The following is a 21,226-nucleotide window of genomic DNA, read 5'->3' as shown; positions in this document are numbered from 1 at the left end:
TCAGTTCTCCTTGGTGTTCGTGTTCGTGGTGTTCGTGTTCGTGTTCGTGTTCGTGGTGTGCGTGTTGAGTCGTTCGATGTGCTGGGAGAGGAAGCTCCAGGTCTTCCAGAACTCCTCGAGCTCCTGCGTGCCCGCGGGGTTGAGCGAGTAGACCTTGCGGGGCGGCCCCTTCTCGCTCGGGACCTTCTCGACGTCGACGAGCTTCTTCTGCTCGACGCGCACGAGGAGTGCATAGATCGTGCCCTCGGCGATGTCGGTGAATCCGTGATCGCGCACGCGGCTGGTGATCTCGTACCCGTAGGCCGGCTGCTCGGCGAGAAGGGTCAGGACGATGCCCTCCAGGGTGCCCTTGAGCATTTCGGTCATCTGCTTGCCCATGAGAACCTCCTTTCGTTCGGTTGCGGTACTCAGTGTTGCTGGGTACCGGTACAAAGTAACACTGAGTACCGGTACTTAGCAACACCGAATACTGAACTTTCTCGCGGCGGCTCGCGGAGGCCGTGTGCACGATTCAGCACCGATGGCACGGATGGCCGCCGAATGGCCGGATCGGCGGGAGCCCCGAGCATCCATGCTGAGTCCTGCACGCCGAACGCGGCGCTCAGGCGTGCGGAGTCCGCACCTGAGCCTGCGTTCGAGTCCGCGCTCGCCGCCAGGGCAGCAGCCGGTCGAAGAGCCGGCGCGGCGCCTCAGTGACCACCGCCGGCGGGGCGACGGCGAACTGCACGATCTCCTCCGCCCCGTGATGCACCACCCGGTACAGCGCTGTGCCGATGAGAACGCCGAGCGCGATCGACATGATCGAGAGCAGGGCTTCCATGAAATCGGCGAGGCCGCTGTCGGTGGCGACGGCCTCGGTGAGTCCGACCAGGCCCGCGGCTCCGGGAACGAGCAGCCAGAACGCGGGGAGGAAGGTGATCTGCACCGGAGCCCCATGACGCAGTGACGCGATCCAGAAGACCACGAGAGCCATCGCGACCGCTCCGACGAATCCGCCCACGGTCGGGCCGAGCAGCGCCGTGCCGGCCCACTGTCCGATATACGCGACGATCAGGGCGAGCAGCACCCAGCCGAACGTCGAGGCGGGCGCCGAGAAATGCAGGTAGTTGCCGAGAGCGAAGACGAGGATGCCGATGAGCGCGACCCACCACGGCAGGAAGGATGCCGCCTCGAGCGGCTCGTACGTGCGCGACTCGACGCCCACCACGGTTCCGGCCGCGAGGATGCCGAAGGCGAGCAGTGCGAGCTGCACGAAACCGTAGACCAGGCGCGAGGCGCCCGAGATCATCTGCCCCGCTGCGAGCTCGACGGTCGCCGTGGTCAGCACCCCGCCCGGAAGGAAGGTGACCAGCGGGGCGATCAGCAGCCGGATGGGATCGCCGATCTCGATGACCTCGGCGAGCAGGAACACCGCGGCGGCGCAGACGAACGCGGCTGCGATCGGCATCACGAGCTGGAGTGTCGGCGACCGCACGAGTTTGAGCAGCCCGATGCCGGCGCCCAGCACGAAGGCCACGATCGCGCCCTGCCAGGTCGGGGCGAGCAGCAGCGCGAGGCCGGTCGTGAGCACCGCGTGCCCGAACGTCCGGGTGACCCAGCCCAGGCGAGGGCGCATCGCCCCGATCTCGTTCAGCCGTCGGATGCCGTCGAGTGGCGGCACCGACGCGGTGCGCGCCTGCGCGATCAGTTCATACAGGGCCGCGATCTGGTCGAAGCGGAACGACGCGTTGGTCGCCGAGCGGATGGCCACCCGCGACTCCTCGTCGTCGCCCGTCTCGACGAGGATGATCGTCGGCAGCACGACGAAGTCGGTGTCGTCGCCGCCGTACGCCTCGACGACATCGGTCATGGTGTCGCGGATGCGGTCGACCGATTCCGCGGACGCGTTCATGCCCTGCGCGAGTCCGATCAGGAACTGGCGCAGGGCCGAACGGTCGAGAGCATCCGGCATCTCAGCAGGCCGTCATGTCACGAGAAGATCAGCGACAGGGTCACTCCGACGACGATCGCGACACCGATGTAGACGAGGTTCGGCAGCTGGAACGAGTGGTCGAAGACGAACTTGCCCATCTTCGTCGTGCCGGTCTGGTCGAACGCGACGGTCGCGACCTGGCTGCCGTTGGCGGGCAGCGTGTAGATGCCCATGGTCGACGGCCACAGCCCCACCAGCAGTGGGGCGGGGAGCCCGATCGTGATGCCGATCGGGACGATCGCGTTGGTCGCGCTCGATTGACTCGTCGTCAGCATCGCGACGGCGAACAGGGCGAGGGCGAAGAGCAGCGCGCCCAGGAAAGCCGACGATCCCGAGACCACCGACCCGAGTCCGTCGACGATGAGCGTCTGGTTCGCCGCGACGAACGTGTTGGCGAGCCACGCGATGCCGAACAGGGCGATCGCACCGACGATGCCGGCGGGGAACGTCGGCTGCTTGGGGACGTCGGCGGCCTTGACCTTGCAGAACACGAAGATGAGAGCCGCGATGATGCCCATCACCACCTCGATGATCACGGTCACGCTCAGGCGCACGGGGTCGCCTGCGTCATCCGTGCCGATCACCGGGCGCAGCCCCTCGAAGAGTCCGAAGAACACGATGACGCCGACGCCGATCAGGAAGAGCGTGGCCGACAGCACCGCGGTGCGCGGCAGCTTGGTGTCGTGCGCGTCGACGACCGGGGGCTGGATCTGGTGGCTCTCGAGACGGCGCTGGAACTCGGGGTCGTCCTCGAGGTCCTTGCCGTGCTTCATCATCACGAGCGCCGCGACGAAGAGTCCGGCGATCGACGCGGGCCACATGATCAGCAGCAGTCCACCGAGATCGACCCCCTGAGGCGCCAGCAGCACGACCATCGACGCGGTCGCCGCCGAGACGGGGGAGCAGAGGATGCCGACCTGCGACGCGACGGCCGAGACCGACAGCGCCCGTTCGGGACGGATCTTCTGCTGGTACGACACGTCGTAGATCACGGGGAGCAGCGGGTAGAAGATGTTTCCGGTGCCGGCGCCGACTGTGAAGAGGAACGACATGGCCGGGGCGAGGAACACGACCGACTTCGGCTTGCGCCTGATCACCTTGGCGGCGACCGACACCATCCAGTCGATGCCGCCGGCGGCTTGCATGGTGGATGCCGCGGTGATCACCGTGATGACGATGAAGACCGCATCCACCGGGGCGTTGCCCGGGGCTTCGCCGAAGACGAAGATGAGCACGGCGACGCCGACGAGTCCCCAGACGCCGAGGCCGATCCCGCTGGTGCGGGTGCCCATGTAGATCGCGAGGATGACGACGATCAGCTGGGCGACGAGGATCCACACGTTGTCGTTCACGTCGACGGCCCCTTCGTGATCGGTGCGGAGGGGGTCAGGATCTCGGTCGCGAGCTCGGTCTCGACGATGGTTCCGTCGATGGCTTCGACGCGCAGCGCGAGCGGGTTCTCGACCGGGCTGATCGCTGTCACGAACTCGGAGTTCTCGAAGTGCAGCGACTGCAGGTTGCCGACCGCGTATCCGGTCGCGAGCTCGCCGCTGAGCAGCGATGCGTGGAACAGCGGTCGCCGCTGATCCTCGGCGTCGTAGTGGGGGCAGAAGCTGCCGTGCAGGAACCCGAGTCCCTCGGGCAGCACCTGCAGCGTCGGCCCGTAGCTGTCGGTCGTGCCGCCCTCGAACCAGCAGATGCCGCCGGCGCTGCCGCCGGTGAACACGACGTTCGAGTCGGGGTCCTCCCACATCTCGCGCATGATGTCGTCGAGTCCCTGACGCTTCCACACGTCGAGCATGTTCGCGGTGTTGCCGCCGCCGACGTGGATGACGTCGAAGCCCTTCACGAATCCGGCGAGATCGTCGACCGACCGGTGGAAGAGGGGGAGGTGATGAGGTGCGCACCGGTCGGAGTCGTACGTCGAGTAGAAGCTCAGGATGTACGCAGCGTCATCGCCCGTCGCGGTGCCCACAAACAGCACCCGGGGTCGCTTCTTTCGCGTGAGTCCGAGGATGTAGTCGTGCGTCGGGTCGTTCCGACGCTCCATCATGGCCTTGCCGGCCCCTGTTGCGACCACATGAGACATGGCGTCCCCCCTCGCTCTCGAGTGCGAATGCGCTCACCGTACCGGCGTGCGGGGTCGGCTGCATAGGGGCATCACCCGAGATGGGCGACCGCGAAGGGCGACCGCTGAGGGATGCGGCCGCTAGCCGTTCAGGCGCGCCGCCATCACCCGCGCCTCGAGCAGCGGAAGCGTGCGGTCGCGGTCGGCCTGCGGGCAGATATCCAGGGCGTTCGCGAGTTCGAGTGCGAGTGCGGCGTGACCTGCGGCGTTCGGGTGGAACGGATCGTTCATCATGCCCCACGGCACGCCGCCGTTGCCGAGGTCGGTGAAGCGCGCGTGCTGGTCGACGAGGATCACGTCCTCCGACGCGGCGACCTCGCGTACGGCATTCGCGAACTCCACGATCCGCTCTCGACCGGGCGCGTTGGCGATGTCGATCGAGGGCGGCGTCTGCAGCACGACGATCGCGCCCTCCGCCCGTGCACGCGTCACGAACTCGCGCAGCGACGCGGTGAACTCCGCAGGCGTGACGGTGATCTGGCCGGGGCCGGTCGCCATGTCGTTGGTGCCGATCATCAGGGTCACGATGTCGGGATTCCACGTCGCGATGCGTCGGTCCCAGTCGCCGAGGATGTCGGTGATGCGGTGCCCGCTGATCGCCGTGTTGATGACGGCATCGCGCGTGCGTCCCAGCTCGCCGCGGATCAGCTCGTGCAGGTGCTCGGCGTAGTTCCGGCCGCCCTGCGTGTGCACGAGTCCGTGGGTGATCGAGTCGCCGGTGATGACCCAGTTCAGCGGCTCGGCGCCTGCGAGCAGCTCGGCGAGGCGGCGGAGATCGGATGCGGCGGATGCGGATGCGGGGGATTCGGCGTTCGGCACGCCCTAAAGACTAGCCGCGGCGTCAGTGGGAGACTGGTCTCATGGCTTCCCCTCTGCTCGACGACCTCCTCGCCCGCATCGTCGACAGCGGTCTGCTCGATGATCCGGTCGCGGAGAACGGTCTCGTGTACGGCCGGGCGACGATCGACGCGGCCGGCGCGGTGGTCACGGTCAACGTCGACCCCGAGCTGGAGGATGACGAGGAGACCCTCGACGCCGACGCGCTGCTCGGGGCGATCACCCGCATCCTGTCGGTGTCCGAGTCGCGGTGGCGTGCGGTGATCGACGAGGTCGCCGACGACATCGACGAGGCGGTCGACGACGAGCCGGTGATCGAGCAGACCGACCTGCGCGACGACCTCGAAGCCACCTCCGCCGTGGTGTTCGCCGACGCGGTGCTGATCGCCTTCGATGCGCCGAAGCAGTTCCCGGATTCCCGGATCCTCGTGCAGCTCGACGACGAACTCGAGGTCGCGAGCATCGAGGTGCGCGATCGCTGAGCCCGGTCGCCTCACAACCACTTCTTGTACTTGAACACCCCGTAGAGGGCGACCGCGAACGCGGCCATCGCGCCGATCGCCATCGGATACCCGTGCACCCAGTGCAGCTCGGGCATGACGTCGAAGTTCATGCCGTAGACGGTGCCGACGAGCGTCGGGGCGAAGATGATCGCCGCCCACGACGAGATGCGCTTGATCTCGTCGTTCTGCGCCAGTCCCGCCTCGGTCTGCCGCCGTGCGACCAGGGCGGAGTGCACGGTGAGGGCGTTCTCGAGGATCGCGCGGAACGAGTCGACCCGCTCGTTCACGCGGATGACGTGGTCGAGCACATCGCGCAGCGACCGCTGCAGCTCCTCGTCGATGCGGTACTTCTCGGATCCACGACGCAGCCATTCCAGCATCCCGGCGAGCGGGTGCACCGCCCGCTGGAAGTTGATGACCTCGCGAGAGAGCTCGTAGATGCGGCGCGAGAGGGCGTCGTCGTCGCTGTCGCCGAAGAGCTGGTCCTCGATCTCGTCGATGTCGTTGAGCAGCCCGGTGACGATCGGCTCGTAGCCGTCGACGACCTCATCGAGGATCGCGTAGAACACCGCTTCCGGTCCCATCGCGAGCAGCTCGGGGTGCGCCTCCATGCGGCGGCGGACGCCCACGAGGTCTGGCGACTCGGCATGCCGGATCGTGACGACGAAGTCGGGTCCGACGAACAGGTGCAGCTCGCCGAACTCGATCGACTCCTGCTCGTCGCGGTAGCGCGCAGGGCGCAGCACGGCGAAGAGCGTGTCGCCGTAGCGCTCGACCTTCGACCGCTGGTGGCCCGAGAGCGCGTCTTCGACCGCAAGCGGATGCAGGTCGAACTCGCGCGCCACGGAGGTGACCTCCTGCGGGCTCGGGCGGTAGAGGCCGATCCACGCGATGCCGCCGTGGGCGTCGAGCGACCGGTAGGTCTCGTCGAGGTTCTTCGGGGTCTCCACGCGACGTCCGTGGACGTACACGCCGTTGTCGATGAGGGCCATGACTGGCTCCGTTCTCGCAGGCGCACTGCCTCGTCAGAGAGGGCGTGCGCAGAATTCATCAGGGGGCGGAAGACGCCACCGACGGCTGCGGAGCAGGACGTGCAGGTGCGGAGCCGAAGCTCAACGCACGGATGCAGTCAGACGCGACGCAACGAAGGCGGCGTCGCAACTATCACCGGACATCGCCATCACCGCCTCTCGCGCTCTGAAAGGGTCACATGGCCCGGTTTGCCAGCATACTCCTGCGTGCTGGACGGGAGATCCATGCGTGTCGGATGCGGTCAGGCGTCGATGCCGACGAGCTCGGCGCTCTTCTGCCACAGGGCCTCGGCCAGCGCGGCATCCTCGATCCGCGGGTTCACCCGACGTGTCAGCACCCGTTCGTCGTAGTACTCGCCCGAGATCCAGGTCTCGTCCGGCGTGCCCTCGATGAACCAGCTCAACGTGCTGCCGCCCTTCTCGCTGCTGATGAGCAGCAGGTGCTTGAGCGGGGTGCGATAGACGAACCGCATGACGGTGCTCGAGTCCGAGGCGAAGTTCGTCTGCACGGTCCCGGGATGGAACGCGACCGAGGTCAGCCCCTCGCCGTGGAACTTCGCATGCAGGCTCTTCGTGAACAGCACATTCGCGAGCTTGGCGTCGCCGTAGGCCCGATTGGCGCTGAAGTCCTTGCGGTTGTCGAGGTCGTCGATGTCGATGCGCCCGAACAGGCGGTGCGCGACGCTCGACGTGTTGATGATCGCCGCGTGGCCCGTGCGCAGCTGCGGCAGGAGCAGGTTCGTCAGCAGGAAGGGGGCCAGGTGGTTGACCTGCAGCGTCTTCTCGAAGCCGTCGACGGTCGGAGTCTGATCTCCGAAGATGCCGCCGGCGTTGTTGGCGAGCACATCGATGCCGCCGTCGCCCACGGCTCCGGCGATCTTCGTCGCGAGCTCGCGCACGTCGTCGAGCCGGGCGAAGTCGGCCGTGAACCACTCGGCCCCGGTGTCGGCGGCGACGGCGCGTGTCTTCTCGACGGACCGTCCGACCAGGATCAGCCTGTGGCCGGATGCCGCGAGCTGGCGAGCGGATGCCGCACCGATGCCGTCGGATGCGCCGGTGAGGACGACCGTCTTCTGCGTCACGACGCCGACTTCTGCGAACCGCCGACAGGTGGGGCCGAGGCGCCGCGACTGCGCGCGACGTAGACGGTGTTGGACGACGTCCCGCCGGTGACGGCGTTCGCGAAGTCGACCACGTGGGCGACCGCGTCATCGAACACCGCGTGCATCTCGACCATGAACTCGTCGTCGGGCGGATCGTCCGACCACAGTGCGAAGACCCCGCCCGCAGCGAGGTGCCGGTCGAGTGCGAGCAGGCCGGCCGCGGTGTACAGATCACTGTGCGTGGGATCGAGCTGGTGACGCGGCGAGTGGTCGACATCCAGCAGGATCGCGGAGTATCCGCGGCGGCCCTCAGCGGGCGCTGCCCGGACCAGGGCGAAGAAATCGTCTTCGACCAGGGTCGTGCGCGGGTCGTCGACCAGCTCCGCCGAGACCGGCAGCAGCTTCTTCCGGTGCCAGCCGATGACCGCGCCGAGACGATCGACCACGGTGAGCGACGCCACGCGGTCATCGCGGAGCGCCGCGACCGCGGTGTACCCGAGCCCGAGACCACCGACCAGGACCGAGAGCTCGTCGCCGTCGACAGCGGCCAGGCCCAGATTCGAGAGCTCCTCTTCCGCCACCGTGAACAGGCTCGACATCAGATACTCGTCACCGAGCTTGACCTCGTAGATCTCCTGCCCGACCGCGGGCTCGGTGCGTCGGCGCAACGTCAGCTCGCCGATCGGCGTCTCCTGCCAGTCGAGCTCTTCGAATCTCGTGATCATCGCGGGTTCTCGCCGTCGTCGTCTGCGCTCGGAATCAGGGGTGCAGACGCCGCCGTTCCGGTCGTGGCCGCCGGGGAGTTCGTCGAGGAGGGAAGGAAGATCCTCTCAGGCTCCGGAGCGGGCGCGGCCGCGGGGACTGCGGGGGATGTCGCCTGCGCCGGGAGCTCGCGCGCGACCTGCTTCTCAAGCACCTGCACGGCTTCATCGCTCAGCAGGATCAGCCCTTCGAGCTCGTCGCGCACACGCTTGTACGCGATGTTGCGCTCGGCCTGCGTGGCCGATTCGTCGACGGCGACCTTGAGCAGCTGCTGCGCGCGATCGAGGCGCTTGCGCTCCGGTTCGGTGAAGGTCGAATCGCGCAGGCGCCGGGCATCCTTCTCGGCGATCTCGAACGCCACGGCGTACGCGCCCACCGCATCGAGATACTCCGAGACCTGCTGCTCGGTCACGGTCGCCTCGGCCGACAGTGGTCGCAGAGCATCCGCCGTCTTCTTCGCCCGTAGGAACGCGGCGACCAGCGGCTGGCGCCCGTCGCTCATGGCGGGGAAGGCGATGAGCTTCGCGACGTCGAGCTCGTAGTCGAGCCAGCGGGCGGTGATCTCGTCGTGCTCGGCGAACAGGCGCTCGAGCAGGGCGTTCGGGGCGACGGATGCCCGGGTGTCGACGACCGCCGGACCGATCCGCCGCGCGTGACCTCCGCGCGCCTCGAGCTGGGCGGTCTTGATCTCGGCCTTGAGCCGCAGTGTCTCGAGGCGCCGTTCGTGGCGGCGCTTCGCATTGCGTTCCCACGCCTTCGCCGCGCCGCCGGCGACACCCATGATGGGAAAGATGATCCACCAGGGCACAGTGCCGAGCCAGCTCCAGAAGGGTTCCATGATGCACACAGCCTACTTCTCGGGCTCGACGGCGTCGCGGCTTCCGGGCCCGGGCACAGCTTCGGATGCCGGGTCCGCCGCGCCGGTCATCCGATGCGCCGCTCGGCGTGCCGGACCGGGGCTCCGAAGCCGATCGACCGGGCGAAGCGGGTCGACGAGCCCGAGTTCGCCCGATCTGCCTCAGCCGCGCTGGGCGCGCTCCACGAGGGCGACGAGCTCGGCGCGCGGCAGTGGGAATCCGTCGAGACGGCCGACCGGGAAGTTGCCGAGCATCTTGAGCATCTCGCCGCCCTCGGAGCCGAACTTCTCGTCGATGACCGCTGCGAACTCCGCCCCCACCACCGGATCGACCAGCAGCTCGTCGAAGGACGAGCCGAGACTGACCGGCAGCACGACCTCGTCGCCGCTGACCGCGACGGTCGTGCGCGTGTGCAGATCGCGGCTCGACGACCCGAGATCGACGACGTACTCGCCGCTCTCGACGATCCAGCGGTCGACGCGGGTGTCCCAGTACGCCAGTTCAGAGCGGCGGAGTCGCAGCTCGACCCGGACGGTCTCACCCGGCTCGATCAGCACCGACGCGAACGCCTTGAGCTCACGCGGCGCGCGCTGCACCGACGACCCGGGAAGGCTCGTGTACGCCTGCACGACCTCGCGACCTGCGACCGCCCCGGTGTTCGTGACCGGCACCGTGACGACGACATCGCCGGAACCGTCGACCGATGCCGTCGCCTCGCCGTACGAGAACGTCGTGTACGAGAGGCCATGGCCGAACGGGAACGCGACGGGCAGGTGGCGTGCGTCGTACCAGCGGTATCCGACCAGCAGGCCCTCGCCGTAGATCGAGTGGCCGTGCTCCCCGGGGAAGCTGCCGAACGCGGGTGTGTCCTCGAGGCGCAGCGGGATGGTCTCGGCGAGCCGGCCCGACGGGTTCACGACGCCGAACAGCACGTCGGCGGTGCCGCCGCCGCCCGCCTGGCCGAGCAGCCAGGCCTCGACGATCGCGGGCACCCGGTCGGCGAACGGCAGGGCCACGACCCCGCCGTTGGAGAGCACGACGACGACGTTCGGGTTGGCGCTCAGCACCGCATCCAGCAGCTCGAGCTGCGCCGCCGACAGGTCGATGTGCTCGCGGTCGAAGCCCTCGGACTCCTCGTGGGCGGGAACGCCCAGGAACACGACGGCGACGTCGGCGGCGGATGCGACGGCGACGGCCTCATCGCGGAGGGCTGTGGAGTCGGCATCCGCATCGGCGCCGATCGTGTATCCGGCGGCGAACGCGACCTCGCCGTCGCTGAGTGCGCGGATCTCGTCGAGCGCCGTGTCGACGCGGGTCGGGTTGATCTGCGACGAGCCGGCGCCCTGGAACCGCGGCGTGCGCGCGAACTCGCCGATCACGGCGAGGTTCGCCGACGGGCGGAGAGGGAGGATGCCGCCCGAGTTGCGCAGCAGGACGATCGAGCGTCCGGCGACCTCGCGAGCCAGCGCGTGGTGGGCGTCGACGTCGAGCGGACCGGAGGCTGCCGGCCGCGCCTGCGCCTTGCGCGTCAGGTCGATGAGGCGGTCGACCACGGTGTCGAGAGCTGCCTCGTCGAGGCTGCCGTCCTGTACGGCGGCGACGACCTCGGCATCCGTCCGCCCGCTGCTGCCCGGCATCTCGAGGTCCATGCCTGCGATCACGCCGGCGACGCGGCTGTTGACCGCGCCCCAGTCCGAGACGACGATGCCCTCGAAGCCCCATTCGTCGCGCAGGACGGTCGTGAGCAGCCACGGGTCCTCGGACGCGTAGACGCCGTTGATCCGGTTGTACGAGCACATGATGGTCCAGGGCTGAGCGTCTTCGACGACCCGCTGGAATCCGCGCAGGTAGATCTCGCGCAGCGTGCGCGGGTCGACGTCGCTCGAGACCCGCAGCCGGTCGGTCTCCTGGTTGTTGGCGGCGAAGTGCTTGAGCGATGACCCGACGCCCTGCGACTGGATGCCGCGCACGAGCCCGGCGCCCATCGCACCCGAGACGATCGGGTCTTCCGACATGTACTCGAAGTTGCGTCCGCACAGGGGCGAGCGCTTGATGTTGATGCCGGGGCCGAGGATCACGGCGACGTCTTCGATCGCCGACTCGACGCCGAGCGCCACGCCGACGCGCTCGGCGAGGTCGGGATCGAAGCTCGCCGAGAGTCCGACCGCGGGCGGGAAGCAGGTCGCCGGGATGCTTCCGGCGAGGCCCAGGTGGTCGGTGTCGCCGCCCTGCTTGCGCAGGCCGTGGGGTCCGTCGGTGAGCATGAGCGAGGGGATGGCGACGCGGTCGATGCTCTTGGTCGTCCAGAAGTCGGCCCCGCTGGTGAGCGCCGCCTTCTCTTCGAGGCTGAGGTCGTGCGCGCGTGCGCCGGTGGGCTCGGACATGTGGTTCCCTCTCGCCGTTGAGTCGGATCGGGCTGCGTCGGAAGCGCGGCATCCGCTCGATCCCAAAACTTTAATCGCTAAGGTTTTGTTCCACAAGACGCCGCCGACATCTGGCACAGAAGCTCTTGCGCTGAAAACCTGAACAGTCTAGGTTTTCAGCCACGGGAGCGAAACCTCGGCATATCGCGGCGTTGCGATGCCTTCCGACTCCCACCGGCCGAAGGAGGCAGGCATGAGCGGTTCCGCAGCGGGTACGCCGTCGGGAATGACGACGGCGACGGCGGTCGCACGGGAGCATCACTGGTTCGCCGAACCGACCGAGCCGGCCAAGAAGGGCTATGTCGCCTGGCTCATCATCGCCCAGTTCATCTTCTTCGTCGCCCTGCTGGGGCCGGCGGTCGTCGGCATCGGGCTCAAGATCACCGATCTGCAGAACGCGGGGGCGATCGCTGAGGGTGCCGCGGGCTTCAACACCGCATCCGCGATCCTCGGCGGAGTGGGGGCGTTCTTCGCGACCGTCGCGAACGTCGTCTTCGGCCGGGTCTCCGATCGCACGACGAGCCGATGGGGACGCCGCCGCATCTGGATCGTGCTGGGCACCGTCATCATGGCGATCGGCTTCGTCTTCATGGCGCTCGGCCCGAGCCTGCTCGTCGCCACGATCGGATGGGCTATCGCCCAGCTGGGCGCCAACATGACTCTCGCGCCGTTCGTCGCGACGATCGCCGATCAGGTGCCCAAGTTCCAACGCGGGTCGATCACCGCGGGTCTCGGCATCGCACAGAACCTCGGCATCGTCGGTGGTGTCTACGTCGCCGGCTGGTTCTCGTTCAGCCTCTTCATCGTGTTCGTGATCCCCGCGATCCTGGCGATCATCGCCATGGTCGTCTTCGCGATCGTGCTGCCCGACAGGGTGCTCCCGGTCAAGCCGCCGCGGATCAGCTTCCGCGAGGTGATCCAGACGATCTGGGTCAGCCCGGTCGCGCACCCGGACTTCGCGCTCGCGTGGTGGTCGCGGTTCCTCATCACGTTCGCGAGCTTCGGGTTCACCACCTTCCGCTTCGCCTACATGGGCTTCCACCTCGGCGTGCCGGAGGAGGAGATCGGACTGCTGATCGCGAACACCACGCTCGTCTACACCGCAGCGCTCGTCGTCACGGCGTGGATCGCCGGCAAGATCTCGGACAGGATCGGCCGGCGCAAGATCTTCGTGTGGACGTCGACCGTTCTCTTCGCCGCAGGCACGTTCGCACTGATCTTCATCCAGGACGTCCCGTCGTACTACATCCTCGAACTCCTGCTCGGCGCGGCCTACGGCATCTACGTCGGCGTGGACCTCGCGCTTGTCGTCGACGTGCTGCCGAACCCGGATGACTCCGGCAAGGACCTGGGCGTCTTCAACATCGCCAACGCGCTGCCGCAGACGGTCGCTCCGCTGATCGGAGGGTTCGTTCTGGCGGCGACCGGCGGCGCCAGCGGTGCCGACTACACGGTCTGGTTCACGGTCTGCGCGGTCGCGGCGCTGATAGGCGCCGCGGTGATCTTCCCGATCAAGAGCGTGAAGTAGCGGGTAGGGGGGTGGAGATCGGACGCCTCGGGGGCGCATCCGGTCTCCACCGTCCCGCTCGGCCTCTCATCGGATTCTCTTAGAATGGCGTGATGGCGCGACGGGGGCAGTACGCGAAGGGCGCGGCGAAGCGTGCCGAGATCCTCGCCGTCGCGCTCGATGTCGTCGCCGAACTGGGAACCCGCAAGGCCTCGAACCGTGAGATCGCCGCACGTGTCGGACTCACGCAGCCGGGGCTGATGCACTACTTCAGCACCCGCGAAGAGCTCTTCCTCGAAGTCCTCCGGGCGCGCGACGAGCGCGACCACGAGCGGTTCTACTCGCCCCAGCACGGGTTCCAGGGCTTCCTGGATGTCATCGCGCACAACGCCAGCGTGCCCGGACTCGTCCGTCTGTACGTCGAGTACTCGGCTGAGGCGACCCTCGAGGGGCACCCCGCGCGAGCGTTCTTCGAGCAGCGCTTCGCCTGGGTGCGCACCCTCATGGTCGAGGCCGTCGAGCAGGAGCAGGCGGCCGAGCTGATGGGGCCGGATGTCGATGTCGCGTACGTCGCCGATCTGGTCATCGCCGCGGCGGACGGGCTGCAGGTGCAGTGGCTGCTCGACCCCTCGATCGACATGGCGGCCCGGCTGTCTCGGCTCTGGCACGGCATCCGCGCGGCCTCCTGGCCGACCGTCCTCGCCTGACCGTTCTTCGTCCGGTGCGCCTGCGCACGCCCTCGTAGCTTGCTGCGCGCGGGGTCGTTCGACGACCGTCGCGTCGTGCGTGCGCGGGACCCCTAGAGCCAATTTTCCGTAATTACGAACTTTTGATAGTTTCGACTCATGGAACCGGATACCGCGAGTGCGATCGAGCGTCGATTGGCCGACCTCGAGCAGGAGGTCGCGCGGCTCTCCGCTCTGGCCGAGCCGACAGCTGGCCATGCCGCAGACGCGGCCGGTGAAGGAGCTGCAGGGTCAGCCCGCGAGCAACCGGCCTCGGATGCTCCGGGTGCCGCGTCCGCCGGCTCCGACGACCCGCTCTGGTTCGTGAACGAGCTCGGTCGTCGCGCGCCGGGTGCCGTAATGATGGCCGGTGCGGTCGATACCGCCGCAGGCCCCGTCCGCTGGCAATACGGCCTCATGGCCGACGGCCTGCTGTCGGAGGACTGGAGCGATCTCGCGCGCCCCCTCGAGGCGCTCGGTCACCCCGCCCGCATCGAGCTCGTCCGTCAGGTCATGCGCGGCGCGCACACGACTGCCGAGCTGTTGCAGCTCGAGCACCTCGCATCGTCCGGGCAGCTCTACCACCACCTTCGTCAGCTCGTCAGCGCGGGCTGGCTCGTCTCTCCCCGCCGCGGGTACTACGAGGTGCCCGCCGCGCGCGTCGTGCCCCTTCTCGTCCTGACCATGATCGCTTCGAGCTGAGGAGCCCACCGTGACGACCCCCTCAACGTCCCCGACATCCATCGACCCCGAGGTTCGCGCGAGCGGACCGGAGACATCGCACCGCCGCCCCACCCGTGCGATCCTCGCCGTGATCGGCGCTGCTGCGGTCGTGGGCATCGCGGTCGGTGCCGCGATCGGCCCGCAGCACCAGACCGTGGGCGCATCCACGGCGGGGGATCCGGGTCTCGCCGACCGCATCCGCTCGCTTCCCGGCAGCTTCGACAGCTTCCGCTCTCTCTCGGTCGCCGAGATCGGCCCGGATGGCGCGGTCTTCGCCGGTCTCGGCGACGCCGACCCCGGCAACCCGGGAGCGCCGACCTCCGACACGGTGTTCGAACTCGGATCCATCACGAAGACCTTCACCGGAGCGCTGTTCGCCGAGGCGATCGACCGCGGTGAGGTCGCCGCGGACGACACTCTCGCCCAGCACCTGCCCGAACTCGAGGGCACTGCAGCAGGCGACGTGACGCTCGCATCGCTGTCGCAGCACTCGTCGGGTCTGCCCGGTCTCGGAGCCACGGCCGCCGAGGCCGCGGTCGGCGGCGTGCTGCTCAATGAGAACGCCTACGCGACCACCACGACCGAGCAGCTGATCGCCGACGCCGCGGTGGCGCCGGTCGACCCCGACCAGGGCTCGCTCTACTCGAACTTCGCCGTCTCGCTGCTGGGCACCGCGCTCGTCGAGGCGGCGGATGCCGGTGACTACGCGACCCTGCTCGAGGAGCGCATCACGGGTCCGCTCGGCATGGACGACACGGTCGTCGCGGCATCCGCCGACGAGGCTCCGGCCGATGCCGTGCCCGGCTTCCTGATCAACGGCGTTCCGGCGCCGCGGTGGTGGGGAGAGGGATATCTGCCGGCAGGGTCGTCGACCTTCACGACCACGGCCGACCTCGCTCTCTGGGCGCAGGCCAACCTCGACGGAACGGCCCCGGGCGCAGCGGCGCTCGAGCCCACCGCACCGATGGGCGAAGGCGCCGAGATCGGCTGGGGATGGATCACCTCGGCATCCTTCTCGGGTGAAGGCATGCAGACATGGCACAACGGCGGTACCGCGGGATTCCGCACGATGCTCACACTCGACCGGGATGCCGGAACGGCCTTCATCGCGCTGTCGAACACCGTGGCTCCCGCCGACTACATCGCGATGTCGTACGCGTCCGGCGCCCCGATCCCCGAGGTCGACGCACCGAGTCAGACGGTCGCGTGGGGCGTCTTCGGGCTCGCGCTGCTGTTCGGCCTGATCGCGCTGATCCGCTCGTTCCGGGTGAAGGCGCTGCTCCCGTCGGTCAGCGATCTGATCTGGGCGACCTTCGGACTGCTGCTGCTCTGGCACAGCGGACCCTGGTTCGCGGTCGGCGGATGGCTGTGGGGCATCGCTCTCGCCCCGGCGCTCGCCGCGATCGGCGTGCTCGTCGTTCGCGCCTCGCGGGCGCGGCTGCCGTTCCTGCCTCGTCGCCGCGCCTGGTTCTGGTGGCCGGTCGCCGTGATCGGCGCCGTGTTGGCGGTCGGGGTCACCTTCCTGTGGTGACGCGAAGGGGTCGCGCGCCCGGTGCTCGCCGGGCGCGGAACCTCTCCGACATCCCCGACGCCCTCTTCCCAAATCCCTTGTCATTGATATAGTCAATGCAATTGACTTGCGCGTTGAGTTCCGAGAGTTGGACGATGATGACCCATTCCCGCACGGCGACATCGATCACGGTGGACTGCGACGGCATCGAGATCGCGGCCGAGGTCCGCGGCTCAGGCCCGGCGGTGCTGCTGCTGCACGGCTACCCCGAGACGAAGGCGATGTGGAATGCGGTCGCGACCGCGCTCGCGGAGGACCACACCGTGGTCGCGGCAGACCTGCGCGGCTACGGCGACTCGGCCAAACCGCGCGGTGCCTCCTATGCCAAGCGAGACATGGCCCGCGACCAGTTCCTGCTCATGCGCGAGCTCGGCCACGAACGGTTCGCCGTGATCGGGCACGACAGGGGAGCGCGTGTCGGGCATCGGCTGGCGCTCGACCATCCGGATGCCGTCACCGCCCTCGCCGTGCTCGACATCGTTCCCACGCTGCACATGTTCGAGAACGTCGACCGTGAGATGGCGACCGCGTACTTCCACTGGTTCTTCCTCGCTCGCTCGGGCGGCCTGCCCGAGGCGCTGATCGGCGCCGATCGCGAGACCTGGCTGCGCAGTCGCTTCACCGGCCGCCGGCATGACGGCGATGCGCTGCCCGAGGCGTTCGACGAGTACCTGCGCTGCTTCGACCTCGACACCGTCTTCGCATCCGGGGCCGACTATCGCGCGGCCGCGACGATCGACCTCGACCACGACCGTGCTGACCGGGCGGAGGGGCGACGGATCGGATGCCCGGTGCTGGCGCTCTGGGGCGCGCACAGCTACGTCGGCCGCAACTTCGACGTGCTTGAGACATGGTCGCAGTATGCCGAGCAGGTCAGCGGAGAACCGATCGACGCCGACCACTACCTCGCCGAGGAGACGCCCGAGCCGACGGCCGCGGCCCTGCGAGCATTCCTCTCGAGCGTGGAGGTGTCGTCGTGAGCACCCGCGACCGCGAGACCGAACGTCTCGCCGAACTCGTCACGATCGAGACGCCGACGGGGGATGCGGCGGGACTCGCCGCAGCCCAGGATCTCGTGCGTTCCTGGCTCGAGCCCGTGCTCGGCGAGAAGGGCGTGATCGAGACCGTCGACGGCATCCCTCATCTGCTCTGGCCGGGTGGTGACGCGCCCTCGGTGCTGCTGATCGGGCACCTCGACACCGTGTTCCCGGCAGGGACGATCGCCGAACGCCCCTTCCACCTCGACGGTGATCGTGCCACGGGGCCCGGTGTCTTCGACATGAAGGCGGGCATCGTGATCATGGCCGCCGCGCTCGAGAAGGTCGCGCGTCCGGGCGAGATCGCGGTGCTGCTCACGAGTGACGAAGAGGTCGGCTCGACCACCTCGCGGGCGCTGATCGAACGCGAGGCCGCGCGGGCAGGCACCGTGCTGGTGCTCGAACCCAGCCTCGACGGCGCGCTCAAGATCGCTCGCCGCGGTGGCAGCATCTATCGCCTGGCGATCACGGGGCGCGCAGCGCACGCCGGACTCGAACCTTGGAAGGGCCGCAGTGCCCTGGCCGAGCTCGCGCACCAGGTGCTGGCGCTGCCGCAGCTCGCCGACGACGAGCGCGGAACCACCGTGAGTCCGACCGTGGCGCAGGCCGGAACTGTGACGAACGTGATTCCCGAGCACGCCGAGCTGCGCGTCGACGTGCGCGCCTGGACCCTCGACGAACTCGAACGCGTCGACGAGCGGATGCAGTCGCTCGGCGCCCACACCGAAGACGTCAGCGTCGAGGTGTTCGGCGGCATCAACCGCCCTCCGATGGAAGAGAGCGTGTCGGCTGAACTGCTCGCCTGCGCTCGCCGGGTCGCGGATGCTCTCGGTCACCCCGAGGTCGAGGCGGTCTCGGCCGGAGGGGCATCCGACGGCAACTTCACCGCCGCGGTCGGCGCCCGAACCCTCGACGGCCTCGGCCCACGAGGAGCCGGCGCGCACGCCGACCACGAATGGGTGTCGATCGCCTCGATGCACGAGCGCGTCGACCTGCTGGCCGGCATGCTCGACGACCTCGTCGGTGGGCGCGAGGGCTGACACGCGGCATCCGTTCCCGAGCCTCCAGCCGGGGCCAGTTCCGCACCCGAGCCTCCAGCCGGGGCCACTTCCGCACCCGATACGCCTCGCGGCGGTGTCAAAGTGGCCCCGCATGTGAGGGCGGTGTCAAAGTGGCCCCGCGCACGAGGGGCGAGTCCGCCGAAAACGCCCCGCATGAGGGCGAGTCCGCCGAAGTGGCCCACGGCCCGCGGCGACCCCGCGAGACCGCCGCGAGAACAGTGCCGCGTCAGGCCCCCGGCGCGTGCCGCTCGATGCTCTCGAGCAGCAGGTCGAGCGCGGTCTCCCATGCTCGAGGGTCGCGGATGCCGGGGAGGGCGTCGCCCGCCCAGGTGATCTCGGGGTACTCGGCGGGGTCGAGCCGGCGATAGTCCATCTGCCAGGTCAGCTCATCGGCATCCTGCACATCGGGGGGCAGCGCGGTGAGGGCGGCCTGGATGCTGGATGCCGAGCGGATGAGCTGGCCGAGCGCCCGTGCGTAGAGAGCGGCCTGCATCTGGTCGTAGCCACCGCGGCGCAGCGCGCCGATCGAGAACTCCATCGACGCGAAGTCGGTCGGGCGCCGCAGCGCCATCTGCAGCGCGAACTCGGGGTAGCGCATGTAGTGGTCGTGGATCAGGTGCGCCTGGGTGCGGAGGTCGGCGAGCCAGTCGTCGGTCGCGACCATCCCGCCGCTGTACGACCGGGCGCGCAGCGTGTCGATGAGAGCGAGGAGCAGTTCGTCCTTGTCGCGGAAGTGCCGGTAGATCGAGGTCGGGTGCGCGCCGAGCTCTTCGCCGATCGACTGGAACGTCAGACGGTCGAGGCCCTCGCGCGCGACCACGCGGTCGGCGGCGGCGACGATGATCTCGCGGCTCAGCGAATCGCGCGCTCGCCGGGGACGAGCGGATGCCTTCGCAGGGGCCTTCGCCTTCGCCGAATCCGCGGTCTTCCGTGTCGTCGCCATCGAGAACTCCGTTCGCAGGTCACAGCCGTGCGGCCGCGCAGACATCACGGTACCTCACCGCTGTCAGCCAGTCTGTCAGGGGCATCGACAATGGGACAAGCTCTGGCGGCGCACGATAGCCACTGTTATAGTCAACGCCATTGGCAACGTGGTCAGAAGGAGTCAGGATGCTCGAGGTCCCCGCAGTTCCGTCCGATGAGGTGCTCGCCGCGAGGTTCGCCGTGCCCTACCTCCTGACGGTGCGGCCGGTGCCGGGCGAGGCAGACCTCGCGCTGCTGGTCGAGAATCACCCCGACGGCGCCCGCGGCCGCGTCTGGCGGGCACCCGCGGAGCCGAGCGAACTGCTGCCGTTCCCGGTGAGCGTCGGTGCGATCCTCGCCTCCGACGGGCAATGGGTGATCGACCTCGACGACGACGGAGGGTCGGAGGTCGGCGGTCTCGTGGCCTTCGCCGTCGACGGATCGGAGCGCATCGCTCTCACGCCCGGTCGCGCACCCTACGTGGTGCGCGGGCTCGAGTCGTCGTACGACGGATCCGCGATCGTCGCGACCGTCGTCGACGAAGACGGCTTTCACGTTCTCGTCATCCCGGCGGCGCCCTGGGGCGAGACCCGAGTCGTCTACTCGAACCCGATCGAGGCCTGGTACGGCCAGATCTCGCCCGACGGCTTGCTGATCTCGGTCGACACGACGGCGCACAACCCCGGCATCCGTCGCCCGCTGCTCACGGTCGTCGATGGAGTGACCGGCGAGACGATCGCGACGCTCGACGACCTCCCGGCAGGGCCGGTGCGCAGTGTGCGATTCGCGTCCGAGGCGGGCGATGACCGTCTGCTGCTGAACACCGAGCGCACGGGCTTCGCGCGCCCCGCGATCTGGAACGTTCGCACGGACGAGCGCCAGGACTTCGATCTGCCCGAGCTCGCCGGAGAAGTGATCCCGGTCGACTGGCACTCGCCGTCGGGCAGGATCCTCGCGGTGCACATCGACGACGGCATCCACCACCTGCTCGAGATCCAGGAGAGTGACGGCTCGACGCGGGTCGTGGCCGAGGGTGGCAGTTTCGCCGACCCTGACGTCGCCGACCTGCATCCGTTCCAGTGGGCGTCGTACTACGCGCCCGACGGTGCGATCCGGGCCGTGCGCTCGACGTGGGATGTTCCGCTGCACATCGACGAGATCGCCGCAGACGCAACCAGCGCGACGCTGATCGAACCCGCACCCGTGCCCGCCGGGCGTCCGCTCGCGTCAGCCATGGTCGAGAGCGCCGACGGCACGCGCGTGCAGCTCTGGTGGGCGCGCCCCGAGGGGGTCGAGCCCCGGGGCACGGTGCTCGAGATCCACGGCGGCCCGATGCTCGTCACGATCGACTCGTACAACCCGTCGGCGCAGGCGTGGCTGGATGCCGGCTTCGCCTACGCCTCGCTCAACTACCGCGGTTCGGTGACCTTCGGCCGCGCGTTCCGTGAGGGGTTCTGGGGAGCAGGGGGCGATCGCGAGATCGAAGACGTCGCGGCGGCGATCGCGTGGTTGCGCGAGCAGGACCTCGCCGACCCCGCGTCGACCTTCATCACCGGCGCCTCGTACGGCGGTCATATGACGCTGTTGAGCGTGGGCCGGCTCCCCGAGCTCTTCGCGGGCGGGCTCGCACACGTCGCCGTCGCCGACTGGACGGCCGCGATCGCGGCCATGAATCCGGCGGTGCGCTCGGTGTGGAGTTCATGGGTGCCGCCCGAGATGGTCGAGCGCTTCTCGGCGATCTCGTACCTCGACGACGTGACGGCATCGGTCTGGATCAACCAGGGGTCCATCGACACCAGGACGCCCATCATCGGGGTGCAGCGCTACGTCGACGAGCTGGGCGCTCAGGGCGGCGACGTCGTGCTCGACATCTTCGAGGGCGGCCATGAGCCCACGGGTCTCGAGGCTGCCGCGATCGACCAGCGGCGCATGCACGAGCTCGCTCTGCGGACGCTCTCGGGGGATCGCTGGGATCACTGATCTCGCCCTTAGTCACGAACATTGACTAAAAGGCTTGCTATCTT

The 21,226-nt window shown here is 68.7% G+C and carries 19 protein-coding genes; 8 read left to right on the top strand and 11 right to left on the bottom strand.

Annotation, left to right across the window (positions count from 1 at the left end; genetic code table 11):
* From ASF80_RS10820 to ASF80_RS10800, 5 genes are all read right to left on the bottom strand, one after another.
* Positions 1–378 (bottom strand): PadR family transcriptional regulator, encoded by a 378-nt coding sequence (locus tag ASF80_RS10820; protein ID WP_056310645.1) that lies wholly within the window; start codon positions 376–378, stop codon positions 1–3.
* 223 nt (positions 379–601) lie between these two features.
* Positions 602–1,951 (bottom strand): threonine/serine ThrE exporter family protein, encoded by a 1,350-nt coding sequence (locus ASF80_RS10815; RefSeq protein ID WP_056310643.1) that lies wholly within the window; start codon positions 1,949–1,951, stop codon positions 602–604.
* Between the two features lie 17 nt (positions 1,952–1,968).
* The gene (locus tag ASF80_RS10810) at positions 1,969–3,324 is read right to left on the bottom strand and encodes an anaerobic C4-dicarboxylate transporter family protein (protein WP_056310641.1); all 1,356 of its coding nucleotides are present in this window, start codon (positions 3,322–3,324) and stop codon (positions 1,969–1,971) included.
* Complete coding sequence (locus tag ASF80_RS10805) at positions 3,321–4,061, bottom strand: peptidase E (protein ID WP_056310639.1); 741 nt, start codon at positions 4,059–4,061, stop codon at positions 3,321–3,323. The genes ASF80_RS10810 and ASF80_RS10805 overlap by 4 nt, the downstream gene beginning before the upstream one ends.
* Positions 4,062–4,181: 120 nt before the next feature.
* The gene (locus ASF80_RS10800; RefSeq protein ID WP_056310637.1) at positions 4,182–4,919 is read right to left on the bottom strand and encodes an SGNH/GDSL hydrolase family protein; all 738 of its coding nucleotides are present in this window, start codon (positions 4,917–4,919) and stop codon (positions 4,182–4,184) included.
* 41 nt (positions 4,920–4,960) lie between these two features.
* Between ASF80_RS10800 and ASF80_RS10795 the strand changes: the two genes are divergently transcribed.
* Positions 4,961–5,419, top strand: coding sequence for a cytochrome C5 (locus tag ASF80_RS10795; protein ID WP_235559943.1), 459 nt, complete (start codon positions 4,961–4,963; stop codon positions 5,417–5,419).
* Positions 5,420–5,430: 11 nt separating this feature from the next.
* Here ASF80_RS10795 and ASF80_RS10790 read toward each other — a convergent pair whose 3' ends face one another.
* The 5 genes from ASF80_RS10790 to ASF80_RS10770 form a co-directional block, all read right to left on the bottom strand.
* Positions 5,431–6,432: a magnesium and cobalt transport protein CorA gene (locus ASF80_RS10790; protein ID WP_056310635.1), complete on the bottom strand. Its 1,002-nt coding sequence runs from the start codon at positions 6,430–6,432 to the stop codon at positions 5,431–5,433.
* A gap of 281 nt (positions 6,433–6,713) precedes the next feature.
* Positions 6,714–7,553 (bottom strand): SDR family NAD(P)-dependent oxidoreductase, encoded by an 840-nt coding sequence (locus tag ASF80_RS10785; RefSeq protein WP_056310633.1) that lies wholly within the window; start codon positions 7,551–7,553, stop codon positions 6,714–6,716.
* On the bottom strand, positions 7,550–8,299 hold the full coding sequence (locus ASF80_RS10780) for a hypothetical protein (RefSeq protein ID WP_056310631.1): 750 nt from the start codon (positions 8,297–8,299) through the stop codon (positions 7,550–7,552). The genes ASF80_RS10785 and ASF80_RS10780 overlap by 4 nt, the downstream gene beginning before the upstream one ends.
* Positions 8,296–9,174 (bottom strand): hypothetical protein, encoded by an 879-nt coding sequence (locus tag ASF80_RS10775; protein ID WP_056310629.1) that lies wholly within the window; start codon positions 9,172–9,174, stop codon positions 8,296–8,298. Before ASF80_RS10775 ends, ASF80_RS10780 begins: the two co-directional genes overlap by 4 nt.
* A gap of 180 nt (positions 9,175–9,354) precedes the next feature.
* Entirely contained in the window at positions 9,355–11,577 is a 2,223-nt protein-coding gene (locus ASF80_RS10770; RefSeq protein WP_056310627.1) for a glycoside hydrolase family 3 C-terminal domain-containing protein, read from the bottom strand.
* A 232-nt stretch (positions 11,578–11,809) separates the two neighbouring features.
* Here ASF80_RS10770 and ASF80_RS10765 point away from each other — a divergent pair, with 232 nt between their 5' ends.
* The 6 genes from ASF80_RS10765 (at position 11,810) to ASF80_RS10740 (ending at position 18,218) form a co-directional block, all read left to right on the top strand.
* Positions 11,810–13,144, top strand: coding sequence for an MFS transporter (locus ASF80_RS10765; protein ID WP_056310625.1), 1,335 nt, complete (start codon positions 11,810–11,812; stop codon positions 13,142–13,144).
* Positions 13,145–13,236: 92 nt separating this feature from the next.
* Positions 13,237–13,830, top strand: coding sequence for a TetR/AcrR family transcriptional regulator (locus ASF80_RS10760; protein WP_056310623.1), 594 nt, complete (start codon positions 13,237–13,239; stop codon positions 13,828–13,830).
* Between the two features lie 138 nt (positions 13,831–13,968).
* On the top strand, positions 13,969–14,550 hold the full coding sequence (locus ASF80_RS19355; protein WP_056310621.1) for an ArsR/SmtB family transcription factor: 582 nt from the start codon (positions 13,969–13,971) through the stop codon (positions 14,548–14,550).
* A 10-nt stretch (positions 14,551–14,560) separates the two neighbouring features.
* Positions 14,561–16,102, top strand: coding sequence for a serine hydrolase domain-containing protein (locus tag ASF80_RS10750; protein WP_056310619.1), 1,542 nt, complete (start codon positions 14,561–14,563; stop codon positions 16,100–16,102).
* A 134-nt stretch (positions 16,103–16,236) separates the two neighbouring features.
* Positions 16,237–17,121 (top strand): alpha/beta fold hydrolase, encoded by an 885-nt coding sequence (locus ASF80_RS10745; RefSeq protein ID WP_200934769.1) that lies wholly within the window; start codon positions 16,237–16,239, stop codon positions 17,119–17,121.
* Positions 17,118–18,218, top strand: a complete 1,101-nt coding sequence (locus ASF80_RS10740; protein WP_200934768.1) for a M20 family metallopeptidase — start codon at positions 17,118–17,120, stop codon at positions 18,216–18,218. The genes ASF80_RS10745 and ASF80_RS10740 overlap by 4 nt, the downstream gene beginning before the upstream one ends.
* 247 nt (positions 18,219–18,465) lie before the next feature.
* Here ASF80_RS10740 and ASF80_RS10735 read toward each other — a convergent pair whose 3' ends face one another.
* Complete coding sequence (locus ASF80_RS10735) at positions 18,466–19,182, bottom strand: TetR/AcrR family transcriptional regulator (protein ID WP_056310615.1); 717 nt, start codon at positions 19,180–19,182, stop codon at positions 18,466–18,468.
* A gap of 167 nt (positions 19,183–19,349) precedes the next feature.
* On the opposite strand from ASF80_RS10735, the gene ASF80_RS10730 reads away from it, so the two are divergent.
* Complete coding sequence (locus tag ASF80_RS10730; RefSeq protein ID WP_056310613.1) at positions 19,350–21,182, top strand: prolyl oligopeptidase family serine peptidase; 1,833 nt, start codon at positions 19,350–19,352, stop codon at positions 21,180–21,182.
* The last annotated feature ends 44 nt before the right edge of the window (positions 21,183–21,226 follow it).

This window comes from Microbacterium sp. Leaf159 (assembly GCF_001423615.1).
Taxonomy (GTDB): domain Bacteria; phylum Actinomycetota; class Actinomycetes; order Actinomycetales; family Microbacteriaceae; genus Microbacterium.
Note: the sequence above shows the minus strand (reverse complement) of the source record. Positions and strands in the feature narration are given on the sequence as shown.

Coding starts and splice junctions, on each gene's coding strand:
- ASF80_RS10820 (WP_056310645.1), bottom strand. CDS start 378: ATGGGCAAGCAGATGACCGAAATGCTCAAGGGCACCCTGGAGGGCATC.
- ASF80_RS10815 (WP_056310643.1), bottom strand. CDS start 1,951: ATGCCGGATGCTCTCGACCGTTCGGCCCTGCGCCAGTTCCTGATCGGA.
- ASF80_RS10805 (WP_056310639.1), bottom strand. CDS start 4,061: ATGTCTCATGTGGTCGCAACAGGGGCCGGCAAGGCCATGATGGAGCGT.
- ASF80_RS10795 (WP_235559943.1), top strand. CDS start 4,961: ATGGCTTCCCCTCTGCTCGACGACCTCCTCGCCCGCATCGTCGACAGC.
- ASF80_RS10790 (WP_056310635.1), bottom strand. CDS start 6,432: ATGGCCCTCATCGACAACGGCGTGTACGTCCACGGACGTCGCGTGGAG.
- ASF80_RS10780 (WP_056310631.1), bottom strand. CDS start 8,299: ATGATCACGAGATTCGAAGAGCTCGACTGGCAGGAGACGCCGATCGGC.
- ASF80_RS10775 (WP_056310629.1), bottom strand. CDS start 9,174: ATGGAACCCTTCTGGAGCTGGCTCGGCACTGTGCCCTGGTGGATCATC.
- ASF80_RS10770 (WP_056310627.1), bottom strand. CDS start 11,577: ATGTCCGAGCCCACCGGCGCACGCGCGCACGACCTCAGCCTCGAAGAG.
- ASF80_RS10765 (WP_056310625.1), top strand. CDS start 11,810: ATGAGCGGTTCCGCAGCGGGTACGCCGTCGGGAATGACGACGGCGACG.
- ASF80_RS10760 (WP_056310623.1), top strand. CDS start 13,237: ATGGCGCGACGGGGGCAGTACGCGAAGGGCGCGGCGAAGCGTGCCGAG.
- ASF80_RS19355 (WP_056310621.1), top strand. CDS start 13,969: ATGGAACCGGATACCGCGAGTGCGATCGAGCGTCGATTGGCCGACCTC.
- ASF80_RS10745 (WP_200934769.1), top strand. CDS start 16,237: ATGATGACCCATTCCCGCACGGCGACATCGATCACGGTGGACTGCGAC.
- ASF80_RS10735 (WP_056310615.1), bottom strand. CDS start 19,182: ATGGCGACGACACGGAAGACCGCGGATTCGGCGAAGGCGAAGGCCCCT.
- ASF80_RS10730 (WP_056310613.1), top strand. CDS start 19,350: ATGCTCGAGGTCCCCGCAGTTCCGTCCGATGAGGTGCTCGCCGCGAGG.